This window comes from Sphingopyxis panaciterrulae (assembly GCF_014199295.1).
Lineage (GTDB): Bacteria > Pseudomonadota > Alphaproteobacteria > Sphingomonadales > Sphingomonadaceae > Sphingopyxis > Sphingopyxis panaciterrulae.
The window spans coordinates 147,480-170,791 of record NZ_JACIJH010000006.1 but is presented as its reverse complement, the minus strand read 5'-3'; the positions used below and the strand labels follow the sequence as shown (position 1 = coordinate 170,791).

General features: G+C 66.3%; 22 protein-coding genes. 12 read left to right on the top strand and 10 right to left on the bottom strand.

The window, feature by feature from the left end; translation table 11 throughout:
* Positions 1-7: 7 nt before the first annotated feature.
* A complete protein-coding gene (gene murI, locus FHR21_RS11240; RefSeq protein WP_184098266.1) occupies positions 8-814 on the top strand; it encodes a glutamate racemase in 807 nt (268 codons plus the stop codon).
* Between the two features lie 115 nt (positions 815-929).
* Complete coding sequence (hemA, locus tag FHR21_RS11235; protein WP_184098264.1) at positions 930-2,150, top strand: 5-aminolevulinate synthase; 1,221 nt, start codon at positions 930-932, stop codon at positions 2,148-2,150.
* A 39-nt stretch (positions 2,151-2,189) separates the two neighbouring features.
* Here the strand turns inward: hemA and FHR21_RS11230 are convergent, their stop codons facing one another.
* The 4 genes from FHR21_RS11230 to FHR21_RS11215 all read right to left on the bottom strand — a co-directional run bounded on the left by FHR21_RS11230 (position 2,190) and on the right by FHR21_RS11215 (position 5,926).
* Positions 2,190-3,725: a DUF1570 domain-containing protein gene (locus FHR21_RS11230; protein WP_184098262.1), complete on the bottom strand. Its 1,536-nt coding sequence runs from the start codon at positions 3,723-3,725 to the stop codon at positions 2,190-2,192.
* 78 nt (positions 3,726-3,803) lie between these two features.
* Positions 3,804-4,397 carry a GNAT family N-acetyltransferase gene (locus tag FHR21_RS11225; RefSeq protein ID WP_184098260.1) on the bottom strand — a complete coding sequence of 198 codons (594 nt, stop codon included), beginning with the start codon at positions 4,395-4,397 and terminating at the stop codon, positions 3,804-3,806.
* 23 nt (positions 4,398-4,420) lie between these two features.
* Positions 4,421-4,888 carry a hypothetical protein gene (locus tag FHR21_RS11220; protein ID WP_184098258.1) on the bottom strand — a complete coding sequence of 156 codons (468 nt, stop codon included), beginning with the start codon at positions 4,886-4,888 and terminating at the stop codon, positions 4,421-4,423.
* A gap of 48 nt (positions 4,889-4,936) precedes the next feature.
* A complete protein-coding gene (locus FHR21_RS11215) occupies positions 4,937-5,926 on the bottom strand; it encodes a threonine ammonia-lyase (protein ID WP_184098256.1) in 990 nt (329 codons plus the stop codon).
* Positions 5,927-5,991: 65 nt separating this feature from the next.
* Between FHR21_RS11215 and FHR21_RS11210 the strand changes: the two genes are divergently transcribed.
* From FHR21_RS11210 to FHR21_RS11165, 10 genes are all read left to right on the top strand, one after another.
* Positions 5,992-7,212, top strand: a complete 1,221-nt coding sequence (locus tag FHR21_RS11210) for a saccharopine dehydrogenase family protein (protein ID WP_184098254.1) — start codon at positions 5,992-5,994, stop codon at positions 7,210-7,212.
* Between the two features lie 150 nt (positions 7,213-7,362).
* Positions 7,363-7,713, top strand: coding sequence for a DMT family protein (locus tag FHR21_RS11205; protein WP_184098252.1), 351 nt, complete (start codon positions 7,363-7,365; stop codon positions 7,711-7,713).
* 16 nt (positions 7,714-7,729) lie between these two features.
* Positions 7,730-8,902 (top strand): carboxynorspermidine decarboxylase, encoded by a 1,173-nt coding sequence (locus FHR21_RS11200; protein ID WP_184098250.1) that lies wholly within the window; start codon positions 7,730-7,732, stop codon positions 8,900-8,902.
* 154 nt (positions 8,903-9,056) lie between these two features.
* On the top strand, positions 9,057-10,250 hold the full coding sequence (locus FHR21_RS11195; RefSeq protein ID WP_184098248.1) for a type III PLP-dependent enzyme: 1,194 nt from the start codon (positions 9,057-9,059) through the stop codon (positions 10,248-10,250).
* A gap of 151 nt (positions 10,251-10,401) precedes the next feature.
* Complete coding sequence (gene gdhA / locus FHR21_RS11190; protein WP_184098246.1) at positions 10,402-11,751, top strand: NADP-specific glutamate dehydrogenase; 1,350 nt, start codon at positions 10,402-10,404, stop codon at positions 11,749-11,751.
* Between the two features lie 64 nt (positions 11,752-11,815).
* On the top strand, positions 11,816-12,547 hold the full coding sequence (gene otsB / locus FHR21_RS11185; protein WP_184098244.1) for a trehalose-phosphatase: 732 nt from the start codon (positions 11,816-11,818) through the stop codon (positions 12,545-12,547).
* Positions 12,532-14,337: a glycoside hydrolase family 15 protein gene (locus FHR21_RS11180; protein ID WP_184098242.1), complete on the top strand. Its 1,806-nt coding sequence runs from the start codon at positions 12,532-12,534 to the stop codon at positions 14,335-14,337. Before otsB ends, FHR21_RS11180 begins: the two co-directional genes overlap by 16 nt.
* On the top strand, positions 14,334-15,710 hold the full coding sequence (locus FHR21_RS11175; protein ID WP_184098240.1) for an alpha,alpha-trehalose-phosphate synthase (UDP-forming): 1,377 nt from the start codon (positions 14,334-14,336) through the stop codon (positions 15,708-15,710). Before FHR21_RS11180 ends, FHR21_RS11175 begins: the two co-directional genes overlap by 4 nt.
* A gap of 88 nt (positions 15,711-15,798) precedes the next feature.
* Positions 15,799-16,230: an MAPEG family protein gene (locus tag FHR21_RS11170; RefSeq protein WP_184098238.1), complete on the top strand. Its 432-nt coding sequence runs from the start codon at positions 15,799-15,801 to the stop codon at positions 16,228-16,230.
* Positions 16,231-16,240: 10 nt separating this feature from the next.
* Positions 16,241-16,678, top strand: coding sequence for an MAPEG family protein (locus FHR21_RS11165; RefSeq protein WP_420825280.1), 438 nt, complete (start codon positions 16,241-16,243; stop codon positions 16,676-16,678).
* A gap of 139 nt (positions 16,679-16,817) precedes the next feature.
* On the opposite strand, the gene FHR21_RS11160 is transcribed toward FHR21_RS11165, so the two are convergent.
* From FHR21_RS11160 to FHR21_RS11135, 6 genes are all read right to left on the bottom strand, one after another.
* The gene (locus FHR21_RS11160; RefSeq protein WP_184098234.1) at positions 16,818-18,017 is read right to left on the bottom strand and encodes a class I SAM-dependent RNA methyltransferase; all 1,200 of its coding nucleotides are present in this window, start codon (positions 18,015-18,017) and stop codon (positions 16,818-16,820) included.
* Positions 18,014-19,360 carry an NAD(P)H-hydrate epimerase gene (locus FHR21_RS11155; RefSeq protein WP_184098232.1) on the bottom strand — a complete coding sequence of 449 codons (1,347 nt, stop codon included), beginning with the start codon at positions 19,358-19,360 and terminating at the stop codon, positions 18,014-18,016. Before FHR21_RS11155 ends, FHR21_RS11160 begins: the two co-directional genes overlap by 4 nt.
* 69 nt (positions 19,361-19,429) lie before the next feature.
* Positions 19,430-19,819 (bottom strand): hypothetical protein, encoded by a 390-nt coding sequence (locus FHR21_RS11150; protein ID WP_184098230.1) that lies wholly within the window; start codon positions 19,817-19,819, stop codon positions 19,430-19,432.
* Complete coding sequence (gene ilvD / locus FHR21_RS11145) at positions 19,816-21,678, bottom strand: dihydroxy-acid dehydratase (protein WP_184098228.1); 1,863 nt, start codon at positions 21,676-21,678, stop codon at positions 19,816-19,818. The genes FHR21_RS11150 and ilvD overlap by 4 nt, the downstream gene beginning before the upstream one ends.
* A 59-nt stretch (positions 21,679-21,737) precedes the next feature.
* Entirely contained in the window at positions 21,738-22,469 is a 732-nt protein-coding gene (locus FHR21_RS11140) for an N-formylglutamate amidohydrolase (RefSeq protein ID WP_184098226.1), read from the bottom strand.
* Positions 22,466-23,305, bottom strand: coding sequence for a 4-(cytidine 5'-diphospho)-2-C-methyl-D-erythritol kinase (locus tag FHR21_RS11135; protein WP_184098224.1), 840 nt, complete (start codon positions 23,303-23,305; stop codon positions 22,466-22,468). Before FHR21_RS11135 ends, FHR21_RS11140 begins: the two co-directional genes overlap by 4 nt.
* Between the last annotated feature and the right edge of the window lie 7 nt (positions 23,306-23,312).

The window sequence follows — 23,312 nt, the reverse complement described above, 5'->3', positions numbered from 1 at the left end:
GACATGCATGTCATCGCCCGCCGCGCAAGCCCCCCTCCTTTTTTTCGACAGCGGTCTCGGCGGTCTCACCGTGCTTGGGCCGACGCGCGCGCTGCTGCCGACCGCGCCGATCGTCTATGCCGCCGATTATGCCGGCCTGCCCTATGGCAAGAAGAGTGACGAGGAACTTGCCGCGCGGGTTCCCGCGCTGCTCGGGCGGCTTGTCGAGCGCTATCAGCCGCGCCTCGCGGTGATCGCCTGCAACACCGCCTCGACGATCGCGCTCGCCCATGTTCGCGCGGCGCTCGACCTGCCGATCGTCGGCACGGTGCCTGCGATCAAGCCCGCCGCCGAGATGACGAAGAGCGGCTTCATCGGCGTGCTCGGCACCGAAGCGACGGTGCGCCAGCCCTATGTCGACGATCTGAGCGCCCGTTTCGCCACCGGCAGGACGGTGCTGCGCCACGGCAGCCCCGGCCTTGTGACCGCCGCCGAGGCGAAGCTGCGCGGGGAAGCAGTCGACCCCACGGTCATCGCCCGCGCCATCGCCGGGCTGCGCGACCAGCCAGGCGGTGCGGCAATGGACGTCATCGTCCTCGCCTGCACCCATTTCCCGCTGCTGGAGGCCGAATTGCAGGCGGAGGCCGGCCCCGGCGTGCGCCTGATCGACGGCGCCGCGGGCATCGCGCGCCGCATAGCCCACCTGACCGAGGGGCAGGACTGGCCCGCCGAAGCCGCGCCCGGCATCGCCGTCTTTACGCGCAGTCCCGACCATCCGCCCCCGCCGCTCGCCGCGCTCACCCCCTGGGGCATCGGCCGGGTTGAGACAATTTGACCTATCTGCTGCGAATCGTTCGCACTGGATTTCTGCGGCTTTCGAAGCTATTGCCCCGCCCAACACCGCCGCCGGAGGGAGCGGCGCACGCTGGAACAACCCGCGGGGCTGCATAGTGAACTACAACGATATTTTCGCCCGGGCCATCGACCGCCTCCATGAGGAAGGTCGCTACCGCGTCTTCATCGACATCCTGCGCAACAAGGGCGCCTTCCCCAACGCACGCTGCTTCGCGGGTCACAACGGACCGAAGCCGATCACCGTCTGGTGCTCGAACGACTATCTGTCGATGGGCCAGCATCCCAAGGTCGTCGCGGCGATGGAAGAGGCACTGCACGACGTCGGCGCGGGCGCCGGCGGCACGCGCAACATCGCGGGCAATACCCATTATCACATCGACCTCGAGGCCGAGCTTGCCGACCTGCACGGCAAGGAAGGCGCACTGCTCTTCACCTCGGGCTATATCTCGAACGAGGCGACGCTCGGCACGCTCGGCAAGCTGCTGCCGCATTGCATCATCTATTCGGACGAGCTCAACCACGCGTCGATGATCGCGGGTATCCGCAATTCGGGCTGTGAAAAGCGCGTGTGGCGCCACAACGACCTCGAGCATCTCGAGGAACTGCTCGCCGCCGACGATCCCGCGACCGCGAAGCTGATCGCGTTCGAAAGCGTCTATTCGATGGATGGCGACATCGCGCCGATCCACGCGATCTGCGACCTCGCCGAGAAATACAACGCCCTCACCTATTGCGACGAGGTCCATGCCGTCGGCATGTACGGCCCGCGCGGCGGCGGCATCACCGACCGCGACGAGGCGGCGCACCGCGTCGACATCATCGAGGGCACGCTGGGCAAGGCGTTCGGCGTGATGGGCGGCTATATCGCCGCCGACCGGAACATCATCGACGTGATCCGCAGCTATGCGCCGGGCTTCATCTTCACGACCAGCCTGTCGCCGGTACTCGTCGCGGGCGTGCTCGCCAGCGTACGGCACCTCAAGCAGTCGAGCGTCGAGCGCGAAGCGCAGCAGGCCGCCGCGGCCTTCCTCAAGCAGAGCTTCCGCGACGCCGGGCTGCCGGTCATGAATTCGACGACGCACATCGTACCCCTGATGGTCGGCGACCCGGTGCGTGCAAAGAAGATCAGCGACATCCTCCTCGCCGAATATGGCGTCTATGTGCAGCCGATCAATTTCCCGACCGTCCCCCGCGGCACCGAGCGCCTGCGCTTCACGCCGGGACCGACGCACGACGAAGCGATGATGCGCAACCTGACCGCGGCGCTGGTCGAGATCTGGAGCCGACTCGACCTGGAGCTGCAGAAAGCGGCCTGACCGCCGCTCACGTCCCGCAGAAAGTCCGGATTTCGGCTCTCATTCGCCAGCCTCACCCCATTGCGCTTCATCCATCGCCTTCAATATCGCTTCGGGCGAAGCCTTTTCGTCGAACAGCCCGGCAACCTTGGCCAGTGATTCATTTTGCGCATTGTGCGGGCTGAACAGCACGGGAGCCAGCACCTTACGCGCCAACGTCAGATCCTTTTCGATCACGAGTTGGCGACCGACGTTGAAGCGCACATGGGTCGATTGCGGGACGAGCTGAATCGCGCGCATGATCGCAGTGACCGCGCCTTTGCTGGGTTTCTCACCCGCACGCGCATAGCTGTCATAATAGAGGACGAGCGGCAGTGCGAAATCGGGGTCGGCATGGTTCGCCTTGATGAACCACGACCGTGCGGCCTTCCAATCGTCGGCCCTATCATTTTTGGCTGCGCGGCGCGCGAGGACGCGCCCCTTATAAAGCATCGCCGGGACCAACCCGGGATCCAGCGCGAGCGCGCGGTCCGCGGCCGCTTCCGCTTCAGCGTCATTTTCCGCGTCATATTCGATTTCGGCCATCGCACGCTGAACGAACGCGTCGCCAGCATAGCGAGCCGCTACCGGTCGCGCTTCGCCGACCAGTTCGGCCGCCATTTTCTTATCGACGCCGCGCGCGGAGCGGATACGATAGGGCATGATCGCCGCCGCACCTGGCGTCAGTTCGCTGATCTCGATCTTGCCGGTGCTCAGCTTGTCGGCGGGGATGGTGAAAACCTTCATTCCGCGCGTGCGGCGATAGGCCTCCAGATCCTGGTCGAGTTTGCCAAGATCACCGAACGCCGCCTTCGCCGCCTGTTCCCATGTATCACCCTTGTTGATCAGGGCGATATATTTGACGAGCTGGCCATCGCGCTTGCCACCAAGCAGCAGATAATGGGTCAAAAGCCAACCCGACGCATAAAGCTGCGCCTCGTCGAAGGCCGACAGCTTCTTGGTATCCGACGCCAGCAGTTCGGACGCGCGCATGCGGCGGAAGGCGGTCAGCGAATAGGCCCGGTCATCGTTCGGCAGGCCGATCATGATGCTGCCGTCGCGATTGAGACGGCTGACCATGAAAAATTCGGCCATGCCTTCGGTCAGCCAGCGCGGATAATATTCGGTCGCGCTGCTGAGTAACATGTGGTGGGCGTATTCATGGAACATGATCGTTTGCGCCGATGGACCGTCGCCGGACAAGTCTGCGGGCATGAAAGCGCGCGAACCCTCGAACGAGGAAATATAGAAACCGGCAACCGACGTGCTGCCTCCGCCGCCCGTATAGAGTTTTCGCAGGTCGCTCATACTCGGCATCAGATAGACGGTGACGCGGTTTCGACTCGACGCACCCGTTTCCGCATGGTTGGTGATCAGCCGCAACGCGCTGTCATAGCGCTCGAGCCGCTCCGAATATTCGCGAAGCTTGCTGGCGCTGATATCGCCATAGACGAGAAAATGCGCGCTGCTTGCCTCGCGCCATTCGGCGCGGGCGGGCACCGCGGACAGGACCAGCAGGGCCGCAAGCAGCCAAGGTATCGTTCGAAACAGAGCCATGATTCCCCCCGGATATTCGACGAACCGATCCTAACAGCCACTCCATGGATTGCCACCCCGAAGCGCGGCATTGGGCGCCTAATCCCGTGGCGCGCGCATCATCCCCCAGAAATGCGGACCGCAGCCCGCAATGTCCCATTCCGCCTGCGTGACGAATCCCAACCGTTCATAGATCGGCACATTCGCCGACGTCGCGGTTTCGAGCCAGCAGGGCAACCCTTCGGTATCGGCAACGGCGGTCTGCGCCCGGATGATCCGGCCGCCGTGCCCCTTGCCCTGCTGTTCGGGCCGCACGCCAACATAATGGAGATACCAGAAACGCCCTTGGGGCCGGTGCGCGTCGATACTGCTCTGGACGCGCAGTCCGCGCGGCAGCGCTGTGCCGAAGGTCGCGACCAGGGGCAACACGGTGCGCAGGAATTCCATCCCGCCGCTGTGCGCCCGCCCCGGCGCGCGCCACAATGCTGCCGCTTCATCGTTCATGGCGCGCAGCGCCACGCCCGCGCGCATGTCGGCGGGAACGAGGGTGCGGAACAGGCCGCGCAGCGCATGAGCACGGTGTTGGGGGTCGGGAAGAATCCACGACAGCGCCGGATCGCTCTGAAACGCCTGCGCCAGCGTCTCGATCAGCGCCGGATAGTCTGACGGAACCGCCGTCGCGATCTCATCCATTCCGTCCCCCCTTCATCGCTTCCTCAATCGCGGCAATAGCCCTCGCCGTCCTGCACCTTCAGGCACTCCGTCTTGCCGGTCAGATATTTGAGGCCGATGTCGTCGCCATTGGTCCGATAGAGGGTGAAGGGCTTGCCGCCGCGCTCGAACTGGATGCCGTGCTCGCTGTCATGGCCTTCATAGGTGCCCTTGGTGTCGAGGTCCGACTGCATGTCCAGCTTGTAATGCTCGGGCTCGGTCGGGGTGATGGTGACGTACATGCCCTCGACCCCCGTCCATTTCCCGGCCCAACTCGCGAAGCGATGCGGCGCGGTAGCCGGATCGGCTTCGGGATCGACCGGCGGCGCGGTGGTCGCATCGACCGGCGGCACCGTTTCGGCCGATATCTCGGTCTTCGTGGCCGTGTCGCCGGGTGCGGGCGCCTCGGCCTTTTCGCAGCCGGCGAGCAGCACCAGGGCCGTCGAGGCCGCGAGGGTCATGTGCATCTTCATCGTCCGTCTCCTTCCATCGCCCAACGCATTGCACAGGATAAGTTTCCCCTATCCCGCGAGTATCTCCGCATAGCGCCGCGGGTCGACATTGCCGCCCGACAGGGTGACGAGCGTCGCCCGCCCCGGCGCGACCTTGCCCGCGAGCAAGGCAGCGAGCGCCGCCGCGCCGCCCGGCTCGACGACCAGATGCAGCTTCTCGAACGCCACCCGCATCGCGTGGCGCACCTCGTCGCGCGTCACGGCCACGCCGCGCACCCCACGCGCCTGCAGCACCGCGAAATTGATCGGCCAGGTCTGCGGCGTCTGCAGCGCGTCGCATTCGGTCGGATAGCTGAGGTCCTCGACCGACAGGATCGTCCCGGCCTCCAGGCTGCGGGTCACATCGTCCCAGCCTTCGGGCTCGACCGCGATCACCTCGGCATCCGGACATGCGAGCGCGAGCCCCGCCGACAATCCGCCACCCCCGCAACAGGCGATCACCGTGTCGGGCCCGTCGATCCCGCGCGCCTGCATCTGCGCGTGCGCCTCGATCCCGGCCGTGCCCTGCCCCTCGATGATCCAGGGATCGCCATAGGCATGGACGAGCGTGCCGCCGCGCTCGTCCAGCAGCTTCGCCGCCACCGCGTCGCGCGATTCGGTGACGCGGTCGTAGAGCACGACCTCGGCCCCCAGCGCGCGCGTCGCGTCGAGCTTCATCTCCGGCGCGTTGCTCGGCATCACGATCGTCGCCCTGATCCCCAGCCGCTTTGCCGCCCAGGCGACCCCCTGCGCATGATTGCCGCTCGACACGCCGACGACCCCGACGGCGGCCTGTTCGGGCGTCAGGTCGGTCAGCCGGTGCCACGCGCCGCGGATCTTGAACGCGCCGACCGGCTGTAAGCACTCGGCCTTGCACCAGATGGTCGCACCGTCGATCTCGATCGGCAGTAGCGGCGTCGGCGGGAGCAATGCAGCGACTTTCGCCGCCGCGCGTTCAACCCCGGCGAGGGTGGGCGCCCGCACCAGATCGCGCAGGGGATCGGGGCTTTGCTGTGTCATGGCTTCGTCCTATAGGGCGCCGCATACAAGACAAGCGGCATCGCCCGCCAATGGAGATTTTTCGAATGAGCAAGGTTCTGGTGATCGGCGCGGGCGGCGTCGGCTCGGTCGCGGTGCACAAGATGGCCCAAGTTCATAAGGCGAACGCCGATATCTTCCCCGACATCACGCTGGCCAGCCGTCGCAAGTTCAAATGCGACGCGATCGCCGAATCGGTGAAGGCGCGCACCGGTATCACGATCAGGACCGCCGAAGTTGACGCCGACCATATCGACGCCACTGCGGCGCTCATCCGCGAGACCGGCGCGACGCATGTCGTCAACCTCGCCCTTCCCTATCAGGACCTGACGATCATGGAGGCGTGCCTGTCGACCGGCGCGCATTATCTCGACACCGCGAACTACGAGCCGCGCGACGAGGCGAAGTTCGAATATCACTGGCAATGGGCCTATCACGACCGCTTCAGGGATGCGGGACTGATGGCACTACTCGGTTCGGGCTTCGACCCCGGCGTGACCAGCGTCTTCACGACCTGGCTGAAGAAGCATCATTTCGAACGCATCGACACGCTCGACATTCTCGACTGCAACGGCGGCGATCATGGCCAGCATTTCGCGACCAATTTCAATCCGGAGATCAATATCCGCGAGGTGACCGCGGTCGCGCGCCACTGGGAAAATGGAGACTGGGTCGAGACCCCGCCGATGTCGGTGAAGCAGCAATTCGATTTCGAGGAGGTTGGGCCAAAGACCATGTACCTCATGTATCATGAGGAGATCGAAAGCCTGAAGACGCACCTGCCCGAGATCAAGCGCATCCGCTTCTGGATGACCTTCGGCGATGCCTATATCCAGCACCTGACAGTGCTCCAGAACGTCGGCATGACGCGCATCGACCCCGTGATCTACGAAGGCCGCGAGATCGTCCCGCTCCAGTTCCTGAAGGCCGTGCTTCCCGAGCCGTCGAGCCTGGGCGAGACGACGAAGGGCAAGACCAACATCGGCGTGATCGCGACCGGCCTCGGCAAGGACGGCAAGGAAAAGACGCTCTACCTATACAATATCTGCGACCATGAGGAGGCTTATGCCGAAACCGGCAATCAGGCGGTTAGCTACACCACCGGCGTGCCCGCGATGATCGGCGCGGCGATGATGGTCACGGGGACGTGGAACGGCGACGGCGTGTTCAACATGGAACAGATGGACCCCGACCCCTTCATGGACATGCTGAACCGGCACGGCCTGCCGTGGCAGGTGAAGGAACTGGACGCGCCGCTTGACTTTTAACCGACGCGCCAACCTGTATTCCGTTCGTGCCGAGCTTGTCGAAGCACTGTTCTTCCTTCAACACCTAAAGTGAAGAACGGCCATTCGACGAGCGCAGAGCCCGCCCCCGCGAAGGCGGGGGCGAACGGCAAATGGCGTTGGAGCTTCATTATGACCGCCTATCTCCTGCCTATCGGCCTGCTCTTCGTCTCCAACATCTTCATGACCTTCGCCTGGTACGGCCATCTGGGAGATCTCTCGCGGCCGGTCTGGCTCGCGGTGCTGCTCGCCTGGGGGATCGCCTTCTTCGAATATTGCCTGGCCGTGCCCGCGAACCGCATCGGCCACGCTGTCTATTCCACCGCCGAACTCAAGACGATGCAGGAGGTCATCACGTTGATCGTCTTCGCGGGTTTTGCGACCTTCTGGCTCGGCGAACGGATGACGGTGAACCATCTTATCGGCTTCGCCTTGATTGCGGGGGGCGCCTTCTTCATCTTCAAGGGGCCGATTGCGGCCTGACAGGAATATAAGTCCCATGGAAACCAGAGCCGGTGATCCCGGAGCTTTTACCCGTTTCGACCTTACCCGTGTGCCCTCCCCCGCCTTCGTCGTCGATGCGGCGAAGGTGCGTGCCAATCTCGCGGTGCTGCGTGCGATCGGCGACGCGTCGGGCGCGCGCGTTCTCGCCGCGCTCAAGGCCTTTTCGATGTGGTCGCTCGGGCCTACCATCGCCGAATATCTCGACGGCGTCTGCGCGTCGGGCCTGTACGAGGCGAAGCTGGGGCGCGAGGAATATGGGGGTGAGGTCGCAACCTATTGCGCGGGCTACAAGGAAGCCGATCTGCCCGAGATCGCGGCGCTCTCCGATCATCTGATCTTCAACTCGCCGGGCCAGATCGCGCGCTTTCGTCCGCTGCTCGACCGGCTCCGCGCCGAGGGCGAGAGTTTCGACATCGGCCTTCGCATCAATCCGCTGCACAGCGAGGGCGAGGTCGCGAAATACGATCCCGCCGCGCCGTGCAGCCGCCTCGGCTTTCCAGTGACGCAGATTCTCCCCGAACATCTGGAGGGCGTCGACGGCATCCACATGCACACGCTGTGCGAGCAGGATTTCCCACCGCTCGAACGCACCTGGGCGGCGGTGCAGCCGCTCATCCGCCCGCATGTCCGCAGCCTCAAATGGATCAATTTCGGCGGCGGCCATCACGTCACCCGCGCCGACTATCAGACCGACGACCTCATCGCCTTCCTGAAGCGGGTGCGCGCGGAGACCGACTGCGACGTGATGATCGAACCTGGCGAGGCGGTCGCGCTCGACGCCGGCATCCTCGTCGGCGAGATCCTCGACCTGTTCGACAATGGTATGGCGATCGGCATCACCGACATCTCCGCGACCTGCCATATGCCCGACGTGATCGAGGCGCCCTATCGCCCCGCGATGCTGGGCGAAGAAGCGAGCGGCCCGATCACCCGCCTCGGCGGCCCTTCCTGCCTCGCCGGCGACGTCATCGGCGATTATCGCCTGCCCGGCGACGCCCGCGTCGGCCAGCGTTTCGCCTTCCTCGACCAGGCGCATTATTCGATGGTCAAGACCAATAGCTTCAACGGCGTCCCATTGCCGTCGATCTGGCTGTGGGACAGCGACAGCGACGGATTGAAGGAAATCCGCCGCTTCGGCTATGAGGATTTCAAGTCGCGGCTGAGTTGATGCGACGAGTCCCGGCCGGCGATTTTTGTGCCGCAAAGGGTCTTTACAGGGGGTCTCCCCGACCATATATGCGCCCCTCGCTGCCCCATGGGGACTTCCAATAACCGCAAGGCAGCCCTTGTCGTTTAACTTATATTTTTGGGGGTCCCTTGAGTTGCACCAGCATCATAGCGCCCACGGGCTGATTCAGGCACTTTCGCCGATCGAACCTGTTACGCTTGTCCGCCCGCACGCCGCGCGGCGCGCAGCGCGTTTCTTCATCGAGCGATTTCCCGGCACGACCATGTATGCGGTCAAGGCGAATCCGTCGCCCGACCTGCTGCGCGTGCTGTGGGATTCGGGTGTCACCCATTATGACGTCGCCTCGATCGCCGAGGTGCGGCTGGTGGCGCGCACCCTGCCGGGGACGACGCTCTGCTTCATGCATCCGGTGAAGGCCGAGGAAGCGATTTCCGAAGCCTATTGGAAGCATGGGGTCCGCACCTTCTCGCTCGACACGATGGACGAGCTTCAGAAGATCGTCCGCGCGACCGAGGGCGCGCAGGATCTGAACCTGCTCGTGCGCCTGCGCGTCTCGTCCGACCATTCGAAGCTCAGCCTCGCCGCCAAGTTCGGTGCCGAGCCCGACGAGGTCGCCGAACTGCTGATGGCGACTCGCCAGGCGGCCGATGCGCTCGGCATCTGCTTCCACGTCGGCAGCCAGGCGATGACCCCGCACGCCTATGCCCAGGCGATGGAGCGCGTCCGCGCCGCGATCGTCGCGGCGTCGGTGACGGTCGACATCATCGATGTCGGCGGCGGCTTTCCGTCGTCCTATCCCGGCATGGAGCCCCCGCCGCTCGACGCCTATTTCGACACGATCCACCGCAGCTTCGAAAGCCTGCCGATCAGCTATTCGGCCGAACTGTGGTGCGAGCCCGGTCGCGCGCTGTCCGCCGAATACAGCTCGCTGATCGTCCGCGTCGAAAAGCGCCGCGGCGAGGAACTCTATATCAACGACGGCGCTTACGGGGCGCTGTTCGACGCCGCGCATGTCGGCTGGCGCTTCCCGGTCACGCTGTTGCGTGAGCCCGAGAGCGAAGCCGAGATGACGGCTTTCAGCTTCTATGGCCCGACCTGCGACGACCTCGATCATATGGCCGGCCCCTTCTTCCTGCCCGCCGACGTCAAGGCCGGCGATTTCATTGAGATCGGCATGCTCGGCGCTTATGGCTGTGCGATGCGGACGAAATTCAACGGCTTCGGCGCCGACGAGACCCATGTCGTCAGCGACGAGCCGATGGCGAGCCTCTACACCGGCGAGGTCGAACCCGAGCGCCGCACGGCGACGGTGATCAAGCTCTTCTGAGCCTTTCGGACCGCAGATTCTTCGAAGGCCGGTCCGCACCCCGTGGGCCGGCCTTTTTTCCTGTCGCATTCGATTTCCTGTGCCGGGCGCCTTGCGGCATCGCGCCGCATGGTCCACAGGCGCGTTCGATTGATGCAGCCAGGAGGTCCTTTTGAGCAAGATTGATGAAAAGTTGCAGCCGGTTCTTGATGAAGTGTTGCGTCGTAACGCCGGGGAAGCCGAATTCCACCAGGCGGTTCACGAAGTGCTGGAAAGCCTCGGGCGCGTCGTCGCGAAACACCCCGACTATACCAGCCACGCGCTGATCGAGCGAATTTGCGAACCGGAGCGACAGATCATCTTTCGCGTTCCCTGGGTCGACGACGCCGGTCAGGTCCAGATCAACCGCGGCTTCCGCGTCCAATTCAACTCGGCGCTCGGCCCCTATAAGGGCGGCATCCGTTTCCACCCGTCGGTCAATCTCGGCATCATCAAATTCCTGGGCTTCGAGCAGATTTTCAAGAATGCGCTGACCGGCATGCCGATCGGCGGCGGCAAGGGCGGGTCGGACTTCAACCCGCGCGGTCGCTCGGACGGCGAGATCATGCGCTTCTGCCAGGCCTTCATGACCGAGCTTCAGCGCCACCTCGGCGAATATACCGATGTGCCCGCGGGCGATATCGGCGTCGGCGGGCGCGAGATCGGTTATATGTTCGGCCAGTACAAGCGCCTTACCAACCGCTATGAGGCGGGCGTGCTCACCGGCAAGGGGCTCGTCTACGGCGGCTCGCGCGCGCGCACCGAAGCGACCGGCTTCGGCCTCGTCTATTTCGTCCAGCAGATGCTGGCGACCAAGGGGCAATCGCTCGACGGCAAGCGCGTCGTCGTGTCAGGATCGGGCAACGTCGCCATCTATGCGATCGAAAAGGTCCAGCAGTTCGGCGGCAAGGTTTTGGCCTGCTCGGATTCCAACGGCTATGTCCTCGACCAAGCCGGCATCGATCTCGACCTCTTGAAGGAAATCAAGGAGGTGCGCCGCGAGCGCCTGTCCGAATATGCGCGGACCAAAGGCGCGGGCGCCCATTATATCGAGGGTGGCTCGATCTGGGACGTGGCGTGCGACATCGCGCTTCCCTGTGCCACCCAGAACGAGCTGACCGGCAAGGATGCGACGACTCTGATCAAGAATGGTGTCCAGCTCGTCGGCGAAGGCGCCAACATGCCTTCGACCCCCGATGCGGTCGATCTGTTCCATCAGAACGGCGTGATGTTCGCGCCGGGCAAGGCCGCCAACGCCGGCGGCGTCGCGACCTCGGCGCTCGAAATGCAGCAGAACGCCTCGCGCGACAGTTGGACCTTCGACCAGACCGAACAGCGGCTGGCGCAGATCATGCGCAGCATCCACGACAATTGCGCCGCGACCGCCGACGAATATAGCGCCCCCGGCAACTATGTCCTGGGCGCTAATATCGCCGGCTTCGTCCGCGTCGCCGAGGCCATGCGCTCGCTCGGGGTGATCTGACGCTCCGCACCGGCAAAATGGGGGCGGTTGACCCATCGGGTTGCCGCCCCTAGCCTTTGCCGCAATGCACAAAAGCATCGACCTTCCGCCGCCCCCGCCGCTCGCCGAGCTGGCGGCACGGAATCCGCTCGCGCTGTTCCTCGACTTCGACGGCACGCTGGTCGAGATCGCCGATACCCCCGACGGCATCCATGTGCCCGATGGCCTGCCGGCGCAGCTCGTCGCCCTCCGCCGGGCGCTTGATGGCCGCATCGCGATCGTCAGCGGCCGTGCCATCGCGGACATCCAATCCTGGCTCGGCCCGATCGATCTGCTGATGGTCGGCTCGCATGGCGCCGAGATTGGCGAGCCCGCCACGGGCGCCGCAATCCTGTCCGACGCCAGCCGCGCCGCACTCGCCGCTCTGACCGCCGCCTGGCCCCGCCTGCTCGTCGAAACCAAGCCGCACGGCATCGCGGTGCATTATCGACCGGAACCCGAAGCCGCCCCAGCCGTCTTTACCGTCATGGATGACATGGCAGCCCGCGAAGGCCTTGCCGCCCGGCGCGGCAAGATGGTGGTCGAACTGGGCCCGAAGAGCGCGAACAAGGGCGCCGCGGTGGCCCGGCTGATGGCCGCGCCGCCCTTTGCCGACGCGCAGCCGATTTTCATCGGCGACGATCGAACCGACGAGGACGGTTTCGTCGCCGTCGCTACGGCGGGCGGGCACGGCATCCTCGTCGGCGCCCCGCACCCGACCGCCGCCGATTATCGCCTTGCCGATCCCGAAGCGGTGCATCGATGGCTGATGCTCTAAATCCGATGCCAAGCTCGCTCGCGCTCTGGCCAATCGGCAATTGCCAGGTCAGCGCGCTGATCGACGGCGAGGCGGGACTGATCTGGGGCTGCGTCCCGCGCGTCGACGGCGACCCCGTGTTCTGCGCGCTGCTGGGCGGCGAGCGGCAGCATCAGGGCATCTGGCGCTTTCGCCTCGCGGGACAGGTCAAGGCGACGCCCCGCTATCGCCGCAATACCCCGATCCTCGTCACCCGGCTGGAGGCCGAGGACGGCAGCGCGGTCGATGTCATCGACTTCTGTCCGCGCTTCGAGCGGTCGGGGCGCATGTTCCGCCCGGTTGCCTTCGTCCGCATCGTCCGCCCCGTCGCGGGCAGTCCGCGGGTCGCGATGGAATTGGTGCCGATGCGCGACTATGGCGCGGAGATCGCGGCGACGACGCGCGGCACCAACCATATCCGCTATCTGATCGGCCCGCAGCCGCTACGCCTGACCACCGACGCGCCGGTCGGCTATGTCATGGAAAGCCGCTCGTTTCGTGTCGAGCAGGACCTGCATTTCTTCCTCGGCCCCGACGAACCCTTCACCGGCAACGTTTCGCAGGCGCTGCGCGGGATGGAGGAGGCGACCGACCTCTACTGGCGAAGCTGGGTGCGCGGGCTCGCGACCCCGATGGACTGGCAGGACGCCGTGATCCGCGCCGCGATCACCCTCAAGCTCTGCCAGCATGAAGAAACCGGCGCGATCGTCGCCGCGCTCACCACTTCGATCCCCGAAGCGCCGAACAGCGGGCGCAACTGGGACTATCGCTTCTGCTGGATTCGCGACGCTTATTATACGGTGCAGGCGCTCAACCGCCTCGGCGCGCTCGACGTGCTCGAAAAATATCTCGCCTATCTGCGCAATATCGTCGACCGCGCCGCGGGCGGACATATCCAGCCGCTCTATTCGGTGATGGGGGTGACCGAGCTTGACGAGCAGGTCGCGTCGGACCTCTCCGGCTATCGCGGCATGGGCCCGGTGCGCGTCGGCAACGCCGCCTGGACGCAGGTTCAGCACGACGCCTATGGCCAGATCGTGCTGCCGACCGTGCAGGGCTTTTTCGACCAGCGCCTGTTCCGCGTTGCCGACGCACGCGACTTCGAAAGCCTGGAGAGCGTCGGCGAGGTCGCGTGGAAGACGCACGACCAGCCCGACGCGGGCCTATGGGAATTCCGGACCCGCCAGCTCGTCCACACCTATTCGGCAGTGATGAGCTGGGCGGCGTGCGACCGGCTCGCCAATGTCGCCGCGCGCATCGGCCGGCCCGAGCGCGAAGCCTTCTGGAACGAGCGCGCCGCAACGATCCGCGCGACGATCGAGCGCGAGGCGTGGAGCGAGGCCGAGGGTCATTACGGCGCCGCTTTCGGCCACGCGCATATGGACGCCAGCCTGCTCCAGATGGTCGAACTGCGCTTCATCCGCGCCGACGACCCGCGTTTTCAGGCCACCTTCGCCGCGGTCGAAAAGGCACTGCGCCGCGGCCGCAACATGCTGCGATATGACAGCGAGGACGATTTCGGCCAGCCCGAAACCGCCTTCAACATCTGCACCTTCTGGCTGATCGAGGCTCTGCACCTGTGCGGACGGACGGATGAGGCGCGCGAGCTGTTCGAAACGATGCTCGCGCACCGTACCCCCTCCGGCCTGCTGTCCGAGGACATGGATTTCGACAATGGCGAGCTGTGGGGCAATTTCCCGCAGACCTATTCGCTGGTCGGCATCATTCACTGCGCCGGCATGCTGTCGCGCGGCTGGGATACGGTGCGATGAGCCGGCTGATCGTCGTCTCGAACCGCGTATCGGTCGACAAGGGCCGCGGCGCGACCGGCGCGCAGGGCGGGCTCGCGGTCGCGATGAACGGCGCGCTGCGCCAGCATGGCGGCATCTGGTTCGGCTGGTCGGGCGAGGAGGTCGAGCATTTCACCGGCCAGTTGACCATGGCGCGCGCCGATGGCTTCACCACCGCGACGATCGACCTCGAGCCGCAGGACGTCGAGGAATATTACAACGGCTATGCCAACCGCACGCTCTGGCCGCTCTTCCATTATCGCATCGACCTTGCCGAGTATGAGAATGAGTTCGGCCGCGGCTATGAACGCGTCAACGAGCAGTTCGCGAACAGCCTGATCCCGTTGGTCGAGGCGGACGATCTGGTTTGGGTACAGGATTATCATTTCCTGCCGCTGGGCGAGCGACTGCGCGCGCACGGCCTTCGCAACCGGATCGGCCTCTTCCTCCACATCCCCTGGCCGCCGACCCGCCTGCTCGTCTCGCTCCCCTTTCACGAGCGGCTGGTCGAGGCGATGCTCCATTATGACGTCATCGGCTTCCAGTCGGTCGAATGGCTCGAAAGCTTCCTCCATTATTGCCGCAAGGAACTGGACGCCGAGGTCGACGAGGACAGCGGCACCGTTCGGATCGGCGGCCGCACCGCCACCGCGCACGCCTTTCCGATCGGCATCGACCATGGCGAATTCATGGCGCTGGGCGGAACCGCGACCGCGCAACGTGCGCACGACCGCCTCGCCGGCAGCGCGCGCAACCGCACGGTCGTGATCGGCGTCGACCGGCTCGACTACAGCAAGGGCCTGCCCGAGCGGATCGACGCGATGGAGCGGCTGTTCGCGACGCAGGACGACATGGTCAACCGGCTGCTCTACGTCCAGATCGCACCCCCATCGCGCGAGGATGTCCGCTCCTATCAGGAAATTCGCGCAACGCTGGAACAGAAGACGGGGCAGTTCAACGGCGCCCATTCGGATGTCGACCTCGTGCCCATCCGCTACGTCAATCGCGGCTTCGACCGCGCCGAGCTGTTCGGCTTTTATCGCGCCGCGAAGATTGGGCTGGTGACGCCGATCCGGGACGGCATGAACCTAGTCGCCAAGGAATATGTCGCCGCGCAGGCCCCCGACGATCCCGGCGTTCTCATCCTCTCGCGCTTTGCCGGCGCCGCCGAGCAACTGACCGACGCGCTGCTCGTGAACCCGCTCAATCACGAAGAGGTCACCCGCGCATTGTGGACCGCGCTCCACATGCCGCTCGATGAGCGCAAGGCGCGCTGGGACACGCTCAACGCCGTCGTCCGCGATCGCGACGTCATCGGCTGGGCGGAGGATTTCATCGCGGCGCTGAAGGGCTGAAATCGCCTTCTTGCATTGTGATCGTTCGGCCCTAGCATCCCCCTCACGCGGCCGGATCGTCAACGCGCCGCAGCCGAAAGGGGGAAATATGTCCGAAAGCATTCTCGCACCGGGCGCGGTACTCGCCTTGTGGACGCTCATCATGCTCGTCTGGGTCGCCGCGACGCGCTTCCCGGCGATGGCGAAAGCCGGCATCGACGTGAAGGCCGCTCCGCCGGGCGGACGCGGCGCCGACCTCGAAACCGTGCTGCCGCCCAACGTCAACTGGAAGTCGCACAATTACACCCACCTGCTCGAACAGCCGACCCTCTTCTATGCGGTGATCGTCTTCCTGCACCTGTCGGGCGGCGATGTCGGCTACACGCGCTGGATCGCCTGGGCCTATGTCGTGCTGCGTATCGTCCACAGCCTGTGGCAGGCGACGGTGAACCGCGTCCCGGTGCGCTTCGCCATCTTCTCGCTCTACACGCTGTGCCTGCTCGCATTGTCGGTGCTCGCCGTGATCGCGACGCTGGGTTGAGGAGGGGATGATGACCGATACGAATGCGATATTGGGTCCGGTCGCGACGCTCGCGCTCTGGTCGATGATCATGTGGGTGTGGATGTATGCAACGCGCATCCCCGCGATGAGCCGCGCGAAGATCGACGCGGCGAAGATGGTCGGCGGCACCGGCAAGAATCTCGACGACGTGCTGCCCGCCGAGGTGCAATGGAAGGCGCACAACTATAATCATCTGATGGAGCAGCCGACGGTCTTCTACGCAGTCGCCATCGCGCTCGCGGTCGGCGGCATAGGCGGCGGACTCAACGCGCAGATCGCCTGGGCCTATGTGGGTCTGCGCATCCTCCATAGCCTGATCCAGGCGACGATGAACCGGGTGATGTGGCGCTTCGGCATTTTCTCGCTCGCCAGCCTCGCGCTGATCGCGCTGTGCCTGCACGCGTTCATGGGATTCGTGCTGCACTGACCAAATTCGCCCTCCCCTTCAGGGGAGGGCAGCGAGGCTTGCCAGCTTGCTGGCTTAGTCGCAGCGGGTGGGGCTTGATGCCTTGTGTAAAGTCGATGGCCCCCACCCCAACCCCTCCCCTGAAGGGGAAGGGCGTTGATTACCTCGAAAACCGCCCCGCCAGCTCGACATGGGTCGACCAGCGGAACTGCCCGACCGGCCGCACCCAGTCGAGGCGATAGCCGCCCGCGACCAGCAGCTTCGCATCGCGCGCGAAGCTCGCGGGGTTGCAGCTTACATAGGCGATCGCCGGCACCGCCGAGGCCGTGAGCTGCTTGACCTGTTCCTCGGCGCCTGCCCGCGGCGGATCGAGGATCACCGCGCCGAAACGACCGAGTTCGGCGGGAACGAGCGGGCGGCGGAACAGGTCGCGATGCTCGGTCGCGACCAGCGTCCGCGCGCGGTTGGCTGCACCGGTCAGCGCCGCAATCGCATCGCGCGCGCCTTCGGCCGCATAGACTTTGCGTCCCGCCTGCACCGACAGCGCAAAGGTCCCGACGCCGGCGAACAGGTCGGCGACCGCCGGGGCATCGCCGATCGCCTCGCGCGCCGCATCGACCAGCGCCGCCTGCCCTGCCGCGGTCGCCTGCAGAAAGGCGAAGGGAGGCACCTCGACCGCAATGTCGCCGAAGCGCACCGTCGGCGGCTCGGGCTGCCAGATCGTCTCCAGCCCGTCGCCCTGGTCGATCGCCAGCCGCGCGAGGCTGTGAGCGCCCGCGAAATCCTGCAGCGCCATCACCGCGTCGAGCCCCTCGGCGCGCACGCCCTCCAGCACCACCTCGGCGCCCTGATCGAGCATCTGCAGCTTGACCTTCACCGGGCGGCGCTGCGGCGCGATGGTGCCCAGCAGGTCGCGGATGGGGCCGATCAGTGCGAACAGGTCGGGCGCCAGCAGCGGGCATTCGCGCATGTCGACGATCTGGTTGCTCTGCGCGGCGTTGAAGCCGACGGTGATCTGCTTGCCAGCCCTAAGCGCGCTCAGCGCCGCGCGGCGTCGGCTTTGCGGCGGCGACAGCAGCGCGGGCCGCACCTCGCCGCAAGCGACCTCCTGCCCCGCCAGCGCACCCGCCACGCGGTCGCGCACGAAATCGGCGAGTGCGACCTCTGCCACATGCTGCAATTGGCAGCCGCCGCATTTGCCGAAATGGCGGCAGATGGGCTCGGCGCGGTTCGGGCCCGGAATCAGCGCCCCGTCGGCCGCGACCCGGTCACCGGGCACGCCGCCCGCGACATGGCGCCCGTCCGCCGTTACGCCGTCGCCGCGCGCAGCGATGCGTTCGATCAAATCTCCATCGGTCATGCTTTTACCAGATCATCCGCTACAAGGCCGGGGCCGATAGCCCGCGCACGCAATATATGCCAGCCCACTGCCGCCACGGCGGCGTCGAAAGCATCGTCGCCGCGCGCCAGCATCGCCCCGCACGCGCCCGCCAGCACGTCGCCGGTCCCTGCGGTGGCGAGCCAAGGGCTACCCGGCCACGCCGCCATGATGCGGCCGTCGGGCGCCGCGATGACCGTATCGGCGCCCTTGTGGATCACCACCGCACCGGCCCGCTTCGCGGCCGCGCGGGTGCGGTCGACCTTGCTCCCGGTCAGGCCGGGAAAGGCGCGCGCGAACTCGCCCTCATGCGGTGTCAAAATCGCCGACGTCTCCCCGAGTCCCGGCAAGGCCGCCGCAATCGCCGCCGCATCGAGCACCAGCGGCTTGCCGCTTTCGAGCGCCGCCGCGACATCGCGGTCGAGCGCCGCGCTTGCCGGATAGCCCGGGCCGACGACCGCGGCGCCCAAGCGCGGATCGGCAAGCCGCCTCGAATAGCTTTCACCCTCCTCGGCAATGATCGCCGCAAAGGGCACATCCCGTGCACCGCTCGCCACGACATAGCCCGCCCCCGCGCGCAACGCTGCGCCCGCCGACAGCGCCGCTGCGCCCGGCATCGGCCCGGCGCGCACCAGCAGCATGCCGCGCCTGAATTTATGCGCCGACGCGTCGGGGGCAGCGCCCTGCCAGCGCGGCAAGGTCCGCATCGCCCGGCCGGCGTCGATCCCGATACTCGCGAGCAGCGTCCGCCCGCAACAAACCGCCGCCGGCAGCAGCACATGCGCGGGCTTCAGGGCGCCGAGCGCCAGCGTGACATCGGCCGCAAGCGGCGGAGCCCAGTCCTGCACGCCATCGGCATCGACCCCGCTCGGCACATCGACCGCAATCACGCGCCGTCCTGCAAAGCGATGCAGCCGTGCCGCAAGATCAGCCGCCAGCGGCCGCGACAGCCCAACGCCGAACAACGCGTCGACGATCAACGGCGCGGGCGCCGGATCGTCGCCCAGCGCCTCGACCGGCCCTGTCCATCGATCCCGCGCCGCGCGCGCCAGGTCGGTCGCCGGCTCGGCGAGCGCCGCCACCCGCACGCGCACCCCGCGCTCGACGAGCCGCCGCGCCGCGACATAGCCGTCACCGCCATTGTTGCCGGGTCCGCAGAGGATCAGCACCGGCGCCCCCGCCGCCATCCGCCACGCGAGATCGGCCACCGCCGCGCCCGCGCGCTCCATCAGGTCCGCAAGCGGGGTGCCGCCCGTCGCGCACGCCGCCTCTGCCGCGCGCATCGCATTGCTGGTCAGGATCGGAGCGTCGGTGGGGACGGACATGGGATTGCCCTATCACATCCAGAGCGGACGCCTATGCCCGTTCGTATCGAACGGAAACGAAGTACGGCTCTATTTCCCGCCGCCGGTATTCGCCGGGAGGCGATAGCGGTCATTGCCGATCGCCACCTCGATCATCCCATCGTCGACGATGGTTACCTTCGCGGGCTCGGCCCCATCCGCCGACACCACGCCGCGCCCGTCGGTCGCGATCTGCAGCCGCCGATAGCCCTTGTCGGCGCGACCGACGACGAGGATCGTATCGTCGGCTCCGCGCATCTCGTCGATCGTGCAATCGCGGTCGAACCGCTTCGCGCCTTCGAGCGCGCAGTCGATGCGGCCGTTGATCGCCGCTTCCCCTGCCCGCCGCGATTCGGCATCGGACAGCGCGCCATTGTCGGGTGAGGCATTGCAGGCCGCGAGCAGCAACAGCGCCAGCGCACCACCCGAATTTTTCGTCATCCCCCGGCCTTCCTCAACTGCGACAGGTCACGCACCGCACCGCGCGCGGCGCTCGTCGTCATCGCAGCATAGGCCTGAAGTGCTACCGAAACCTTGCGCGGGCGTGGCTTTGCCGGCTGCCACGCCGCCTCGCCCTTCACGTCCATCGCCGCGCGCCGCGCCGCAAATTCCTCGTCGGAGAGGATCAGGTCGATCGTGCGCCTGGGAATGTCGATCTTGATCAGGTCGCCGTCCTCTACCAGCCCGATCGCCCCGCCCTCGGCCGCCTCGGGAGAGACATGGCCGATCGACAGGCCCGAGGTTCCCCCCGAAAAGCGTCCGTCGGTGATCAGCGCGCACGCGGCACCCAGCCCCTTCGACTTGAGATAGCTGGTCGGATAGAGCATTTCCTGCATCCCCGGCCCGCCCTTCGGCCCTTCGTAGCGGATCACGACCACGTCGCCCGCCTCGACCTGCCCGGTCAAGATACCGGCGACCGCCGCGTCCTGGCTTTCATAGACCTTCGCCGGCCCGGTGAATTCGAGGATCGAGTCATCGACCCCCGCCGTCTTCACGATGCAGCCGTCGCGCGCGATATTGCCCGCCAGCACCGCAAGCCCGCCATCCTGGCTGAACGCATGATCCGCCGAGCGGATGACCCCAGCCTCGCGGTCGAGGTCGAGGCTATCCCAGCGCCGGTCCTGGCTGAACGCGGTCTGCGTCGGCACCCCGCCCGGCGCCGCCATGAAGAATTGTTGCACCGCCGGGTCGTTAGTGCGTCCGATATCCCATTTGTTGAGCGCGTCGCCCAGCGTCGCGCTGTGCACCGTCGGCAGGTGCGCGTGGATCAGCCCCGCGCGTTCGAGTTCGCCAAGGATCGCCATGATGCCGCCGGCGCGGTGGACATCTTCCATATGGACGTCGCTTTTCGCCGGCGCGACCTTCGACAGGCAGGGGACGCGGCGCGACAGCCGGTCGATGTCTTCCATGGTAAAATCGACCCCCGCCTCATGCGCCGCGGCGAGCAGGTGGAGCACGGTGTTGGTCGATCCGCCCATCGCGATATCGAGGCTCATCGCATTCTCGAATGCCTCGAAGCTCGCGATCGTGCGCGGCAGCACGCGCTCGTCGCCTTCCTCATAATGGCGGCGGCACATCTCGACGATCATGCTGCCTGCGCGCAGGAACAGCGCCTTGCGGTCGGCGTGGGTCGCCAGCGTCGATCCGTTGCCGGGCAGCGACAAGCCCAGCGCCTCGGTCAGGCAGTTCATCGAATTGGCGGTGAACATGCCCGAACAGGAGCCGCAGGTCGGGCAGGCCGACCGCTCGACCGCCGCGACCTCTTCGTCGCTATAATGTTCGTCGGCGGCGGCGACCATCGCATCGACAAGGTCGAGGGCGACCTCCTTGCCCTTGAGCACGACCTTGCCCGCCTCCATCGGGCCGCCGGACACGAAGATGGTCGGGATGTTGATGCGCAGCGCCGCCATCAGCATTCCCGGCGTGATCTTGTCGCAATTGGAGATGCAGATCATCGCATCGGCGCAATGCGCGTTGACCATATATTCGACGCTGTCGGCGATCAGGTCGCGGCTCGGTAGCGAATAGAGCATACCGTCGTGGCCCATCGCGATACCGTCGTCGACCGCGATCGTGTTGAATTCCTTGGCGACTCCTCCCGCCGCTTCGATCTCGCGCGCGACCATCTGGCCCAGGTCCTTCAGATGGACGTGGCCGGGGACGAACTGGGTGAAGCTGTTGACCACCGCGACGATGGGCTTGCCGAAATCCTCGTCCTTCATCCCCGTCGCGCGCCACAGTCCGCGCGCGCCCGCCATGTTGCGGCCGTGGGTGGTGGTGCGTGAACGATAAGAAGGCATTTTAAGAGTTCCTGATAATATTATTTCATGAAATAAGAGTTAGAAGCGCCTCTACACGCCTATGCAGCCGGTTTCAACGCCGCATTCCCCAGCATGCGCGCCAACCGTTCGGCAAAGCGCGCCTGCCCCGCCGCATCGCCGACCAGATCCTGCCGCATCTCAATCCCGACATAGGGAATGCCATTCGCCTCGGCGTGGCGGTTCATCGTCGCGTTGAGCAGCCTGCCCGAATAGGGTTGCTGGTCGCCGACGATCAGCCCCTCGGCCTTGAGCGCTGCGATTGCGGGGCCCGCCAGCCGGTCGTCTTCATTATAGAGCACCCCGACCTCCCACGGGCGCTGCTGATCGGGATCGCTTGCGAGTTGCGGCGTGAAGCTGTGCAGCGACAGGATCATGGCAGGCCGCGCTACCGCAATCACCGCCGCGATACGGTCGTGATAGGGCCGGAAGATGCGCGCCACCCGCGCCTCGCGCCCGGCATGGTCGAGCGCATTGCCCGGGATCGCGTGGCCATCGCTGGCAATCGGGATGGCGCCCGGCGCCTCTTCGTCGCGGTTGCAGTCGACGACGAGCCGCGACACGCCGCCGAGGATCGCTGCGTCGACCGCCCCGCTCTCGACGAGCAGCGCCGCGACCTCGGCGACCCCGATGTCGATCGCGATATGCTGGGTCAGCAGCACTGGGTCAATGCCAAGGTCGATATCCGCCGGCACGATGGCCGAGGCATGGTCGCCGATGAGCAGCACCCCGCCCGCCTTCGGCGTGCCAAGGTCGCGCCAGGCTTCGTTCATCGCAGCGCCCCCGTCATCCGCCACCATTCGGGCCGCCGATCCGCCAGATAGCGCGCCGCCGCATCGCACTCGCCCGCCGCGTCGAACAGCGCGAAACAGGTCGCGCCCGACCCCGACATGCGCGCAAGCCATGGGCTCAGCCCGCCCAATTCGGTCAGCACGTCGGCGATCGCCGGGCAGCCGGCGATCGCCGGGCGCTGCAGGTCGTTGCGCGCCGCGAAAAGCTGCGCGCGCAGATCGGCACCGGTGAACAGCGGCCCGCGGTCGACGCCGTCCCATGCCGCGAACACCGGCCCCGTCGCGACCGGCGCCCGCGGGTTGACCAGCAGCACCGGCGTGCCGCCCAGCGCCAGTTCGGGCACCGGGCTCAGGTCGGCGCCGGTGCCGGTGCCGAGGCAGGTTGCGCTCGCGACGCAGGCGGCGATATCGGCGCCGAGCGAGCCCGCCAGCCGTGCCAGCGCCGCATCGCCCAGTTCGGGCAGGAAATGCCGCCGCACCAGTCGCGCCATCGCCGCCGCATCGGCCGACCCGCCGCCGATCCCCGCCGCGACCGGCAGCGCCTTGGTAAGCCGGACGGCAAGCGGCGGCACCCGGTCCGCACCGTGGCGTTCGCGCAGCAGCGCGAGCACGCGCAGCACCAGATTGTCCGCCCCGGCGCTCAGCCCCGCGGCGAATTCGCCGTCGATGGTCAGCGTGTCGGCCTCGGCGATTTCGGCCGCGATTGTGTCGCCACCGTCGACGAAGGCGAACAGGGTCTCGATCTCGTGATAGCCGTCGGGCCGCCGCGCCCGCACATGGAGCGCAAGGTTGATCTTCGCCCAGCCGATCTCGCGCATCGCCGCC

Excerpts from the sequence above, each read along its gene's own strand:
- murI (WP_184098266.1), top strand. The coding sequence starts at position 8 with ATGTCATCGCCCGCCGCGCAAGCCCCCCTCCTTTTTTTCGACAGCGGT.
- FHR21_RS11230 (WP_184098262.1), bottom strand. The coding sequence starts at position 3,725 with ATGGCTCTGTTTCGAACGATACCTTGGCTGCTTGCGGCCCTGCTGGTC.
- FHR21_RS11225 (WP_184098260.1), bottom strand. The coding sequence starts at position 4,397 with ATGGATGAGATCGCGACGGCGGTTCCGTCAGACTATCCGGCGCTGATC.
- FHR21_RS11220 (WP_184098258.1), bottom strand. The coding sequence starts at position 4,888 with ATGAAGATGCACATGACCCTCGCGGCCTCGACGGCCCTGGTGCTGCTC.
- FHR21_RS11215 (WP_184098256.1), bottom strand. The coding sequence starts at position 5,926 with ATGACACAGCAAAGCCCCGATCCCCTGCGCGATCTGGTGCGGGCGCCC.
- FHR21_RS11210 (WP_184098254.1), top strand. The coding sequence starts at position 5,992 with ATGAGCAAGGTTCTGGTGATCGGCGCGGGCGGCGTCGGCTCGGTCGCG.
- FHR21_RS11205 (WP_184098252.1), top strand. The coding sequence starts at position 7,363 with ATGACCGCCTATCTCCTGCCTATCGGCCTGCTCTTCGTCTCCAACATC.
- FHR21_RS11200 (WP_184098250.1), top strand. The coding sequence starts at position 7,730 with ATGGAAACCAGAGCCGGTGATCCCGGAGCTTTTACCCGTTTCGACCTT.
- otsB (WP_184098244.1), top strand. The coding sequence starts at position 11,816 with ATGCACAAAAGCATCGACCTTCCGCCGCCCCCGCCGCTCGCCGAGCTG.
- FHR21_RS11180 (WP_184098242.1), top strand. The coding sequence starts at position 12,532 with ATGGCTGATGCTCTAAATCCGATGCCAAGCTCGCTCGCGCTCTGGCCA.
- FHR21_RS11175 (WP_184098240.1), top strand. The coding sequence starts at position 14,334 with ATGAGCCGGCTGATCGTCGTCTCGAACCGCGTATCGGTCGACAAGGGC.
- FHR21_RS11170 (WP_184098238.1), top strand. The coding sequence starts at position 15,799 with ATGTCCGAAAGCATTCTCGCACCGGGCGCGGTACTCGCCTTGTGGACG.
- FHR21_RS11165 (WP_420825280.1), top strand. The coding sequence starts at position 16,241 with ATGACCGATACGAATGCGATATTGGGTCCGGTCGCGACGCTCGCGCTC.
- FHR21_RS11160 (WP_184098234.1), bottom strand. The coding sequence starts at position 18,017 with ATGACCGATGGAGATTTGATCGAACGCATCGCTGCGCGCGGCGACGGC.
- FHR21_RS11155 (WP_184098232.1), bottom strand. The coding sequence starts at position 19,360 with ATGTCCGTCCCCACCGACGCTCCGATCCTGACCAGCAATGCGATGCGC.
- FHR21_RS11150 (WP_184098230.1), bottom strand. The coding sequence starts at position 19,819 with ATGACGAAAAATTCGGGTGGTGCGCTGGCGCTGTTGCTGCTCGCGGCC.
- ilvD (WP_184098228.1), bottom strand. The coding sequence starts at position 21,678 with ATGCCTTCTTATCGTTCACGCACCACCACCCACGGCCGCAACATGGCG.
- FHR21_RS11140 (WP_184098226.1), bottom strand. The coding sequence starts at position 22,469 with ATGAACGAAGCCTGGCGCGACCTTGGCACGCCGAAGGCGGGCGGGGTG.
- FHR21_RS11135 (WP_184098224.1), bottom strand. The coding sequence starts at position 23,305 with ATGCGCGAGATCGGCTGGGCGAAGATCAACCTTGCGCTCCATGTGCGG.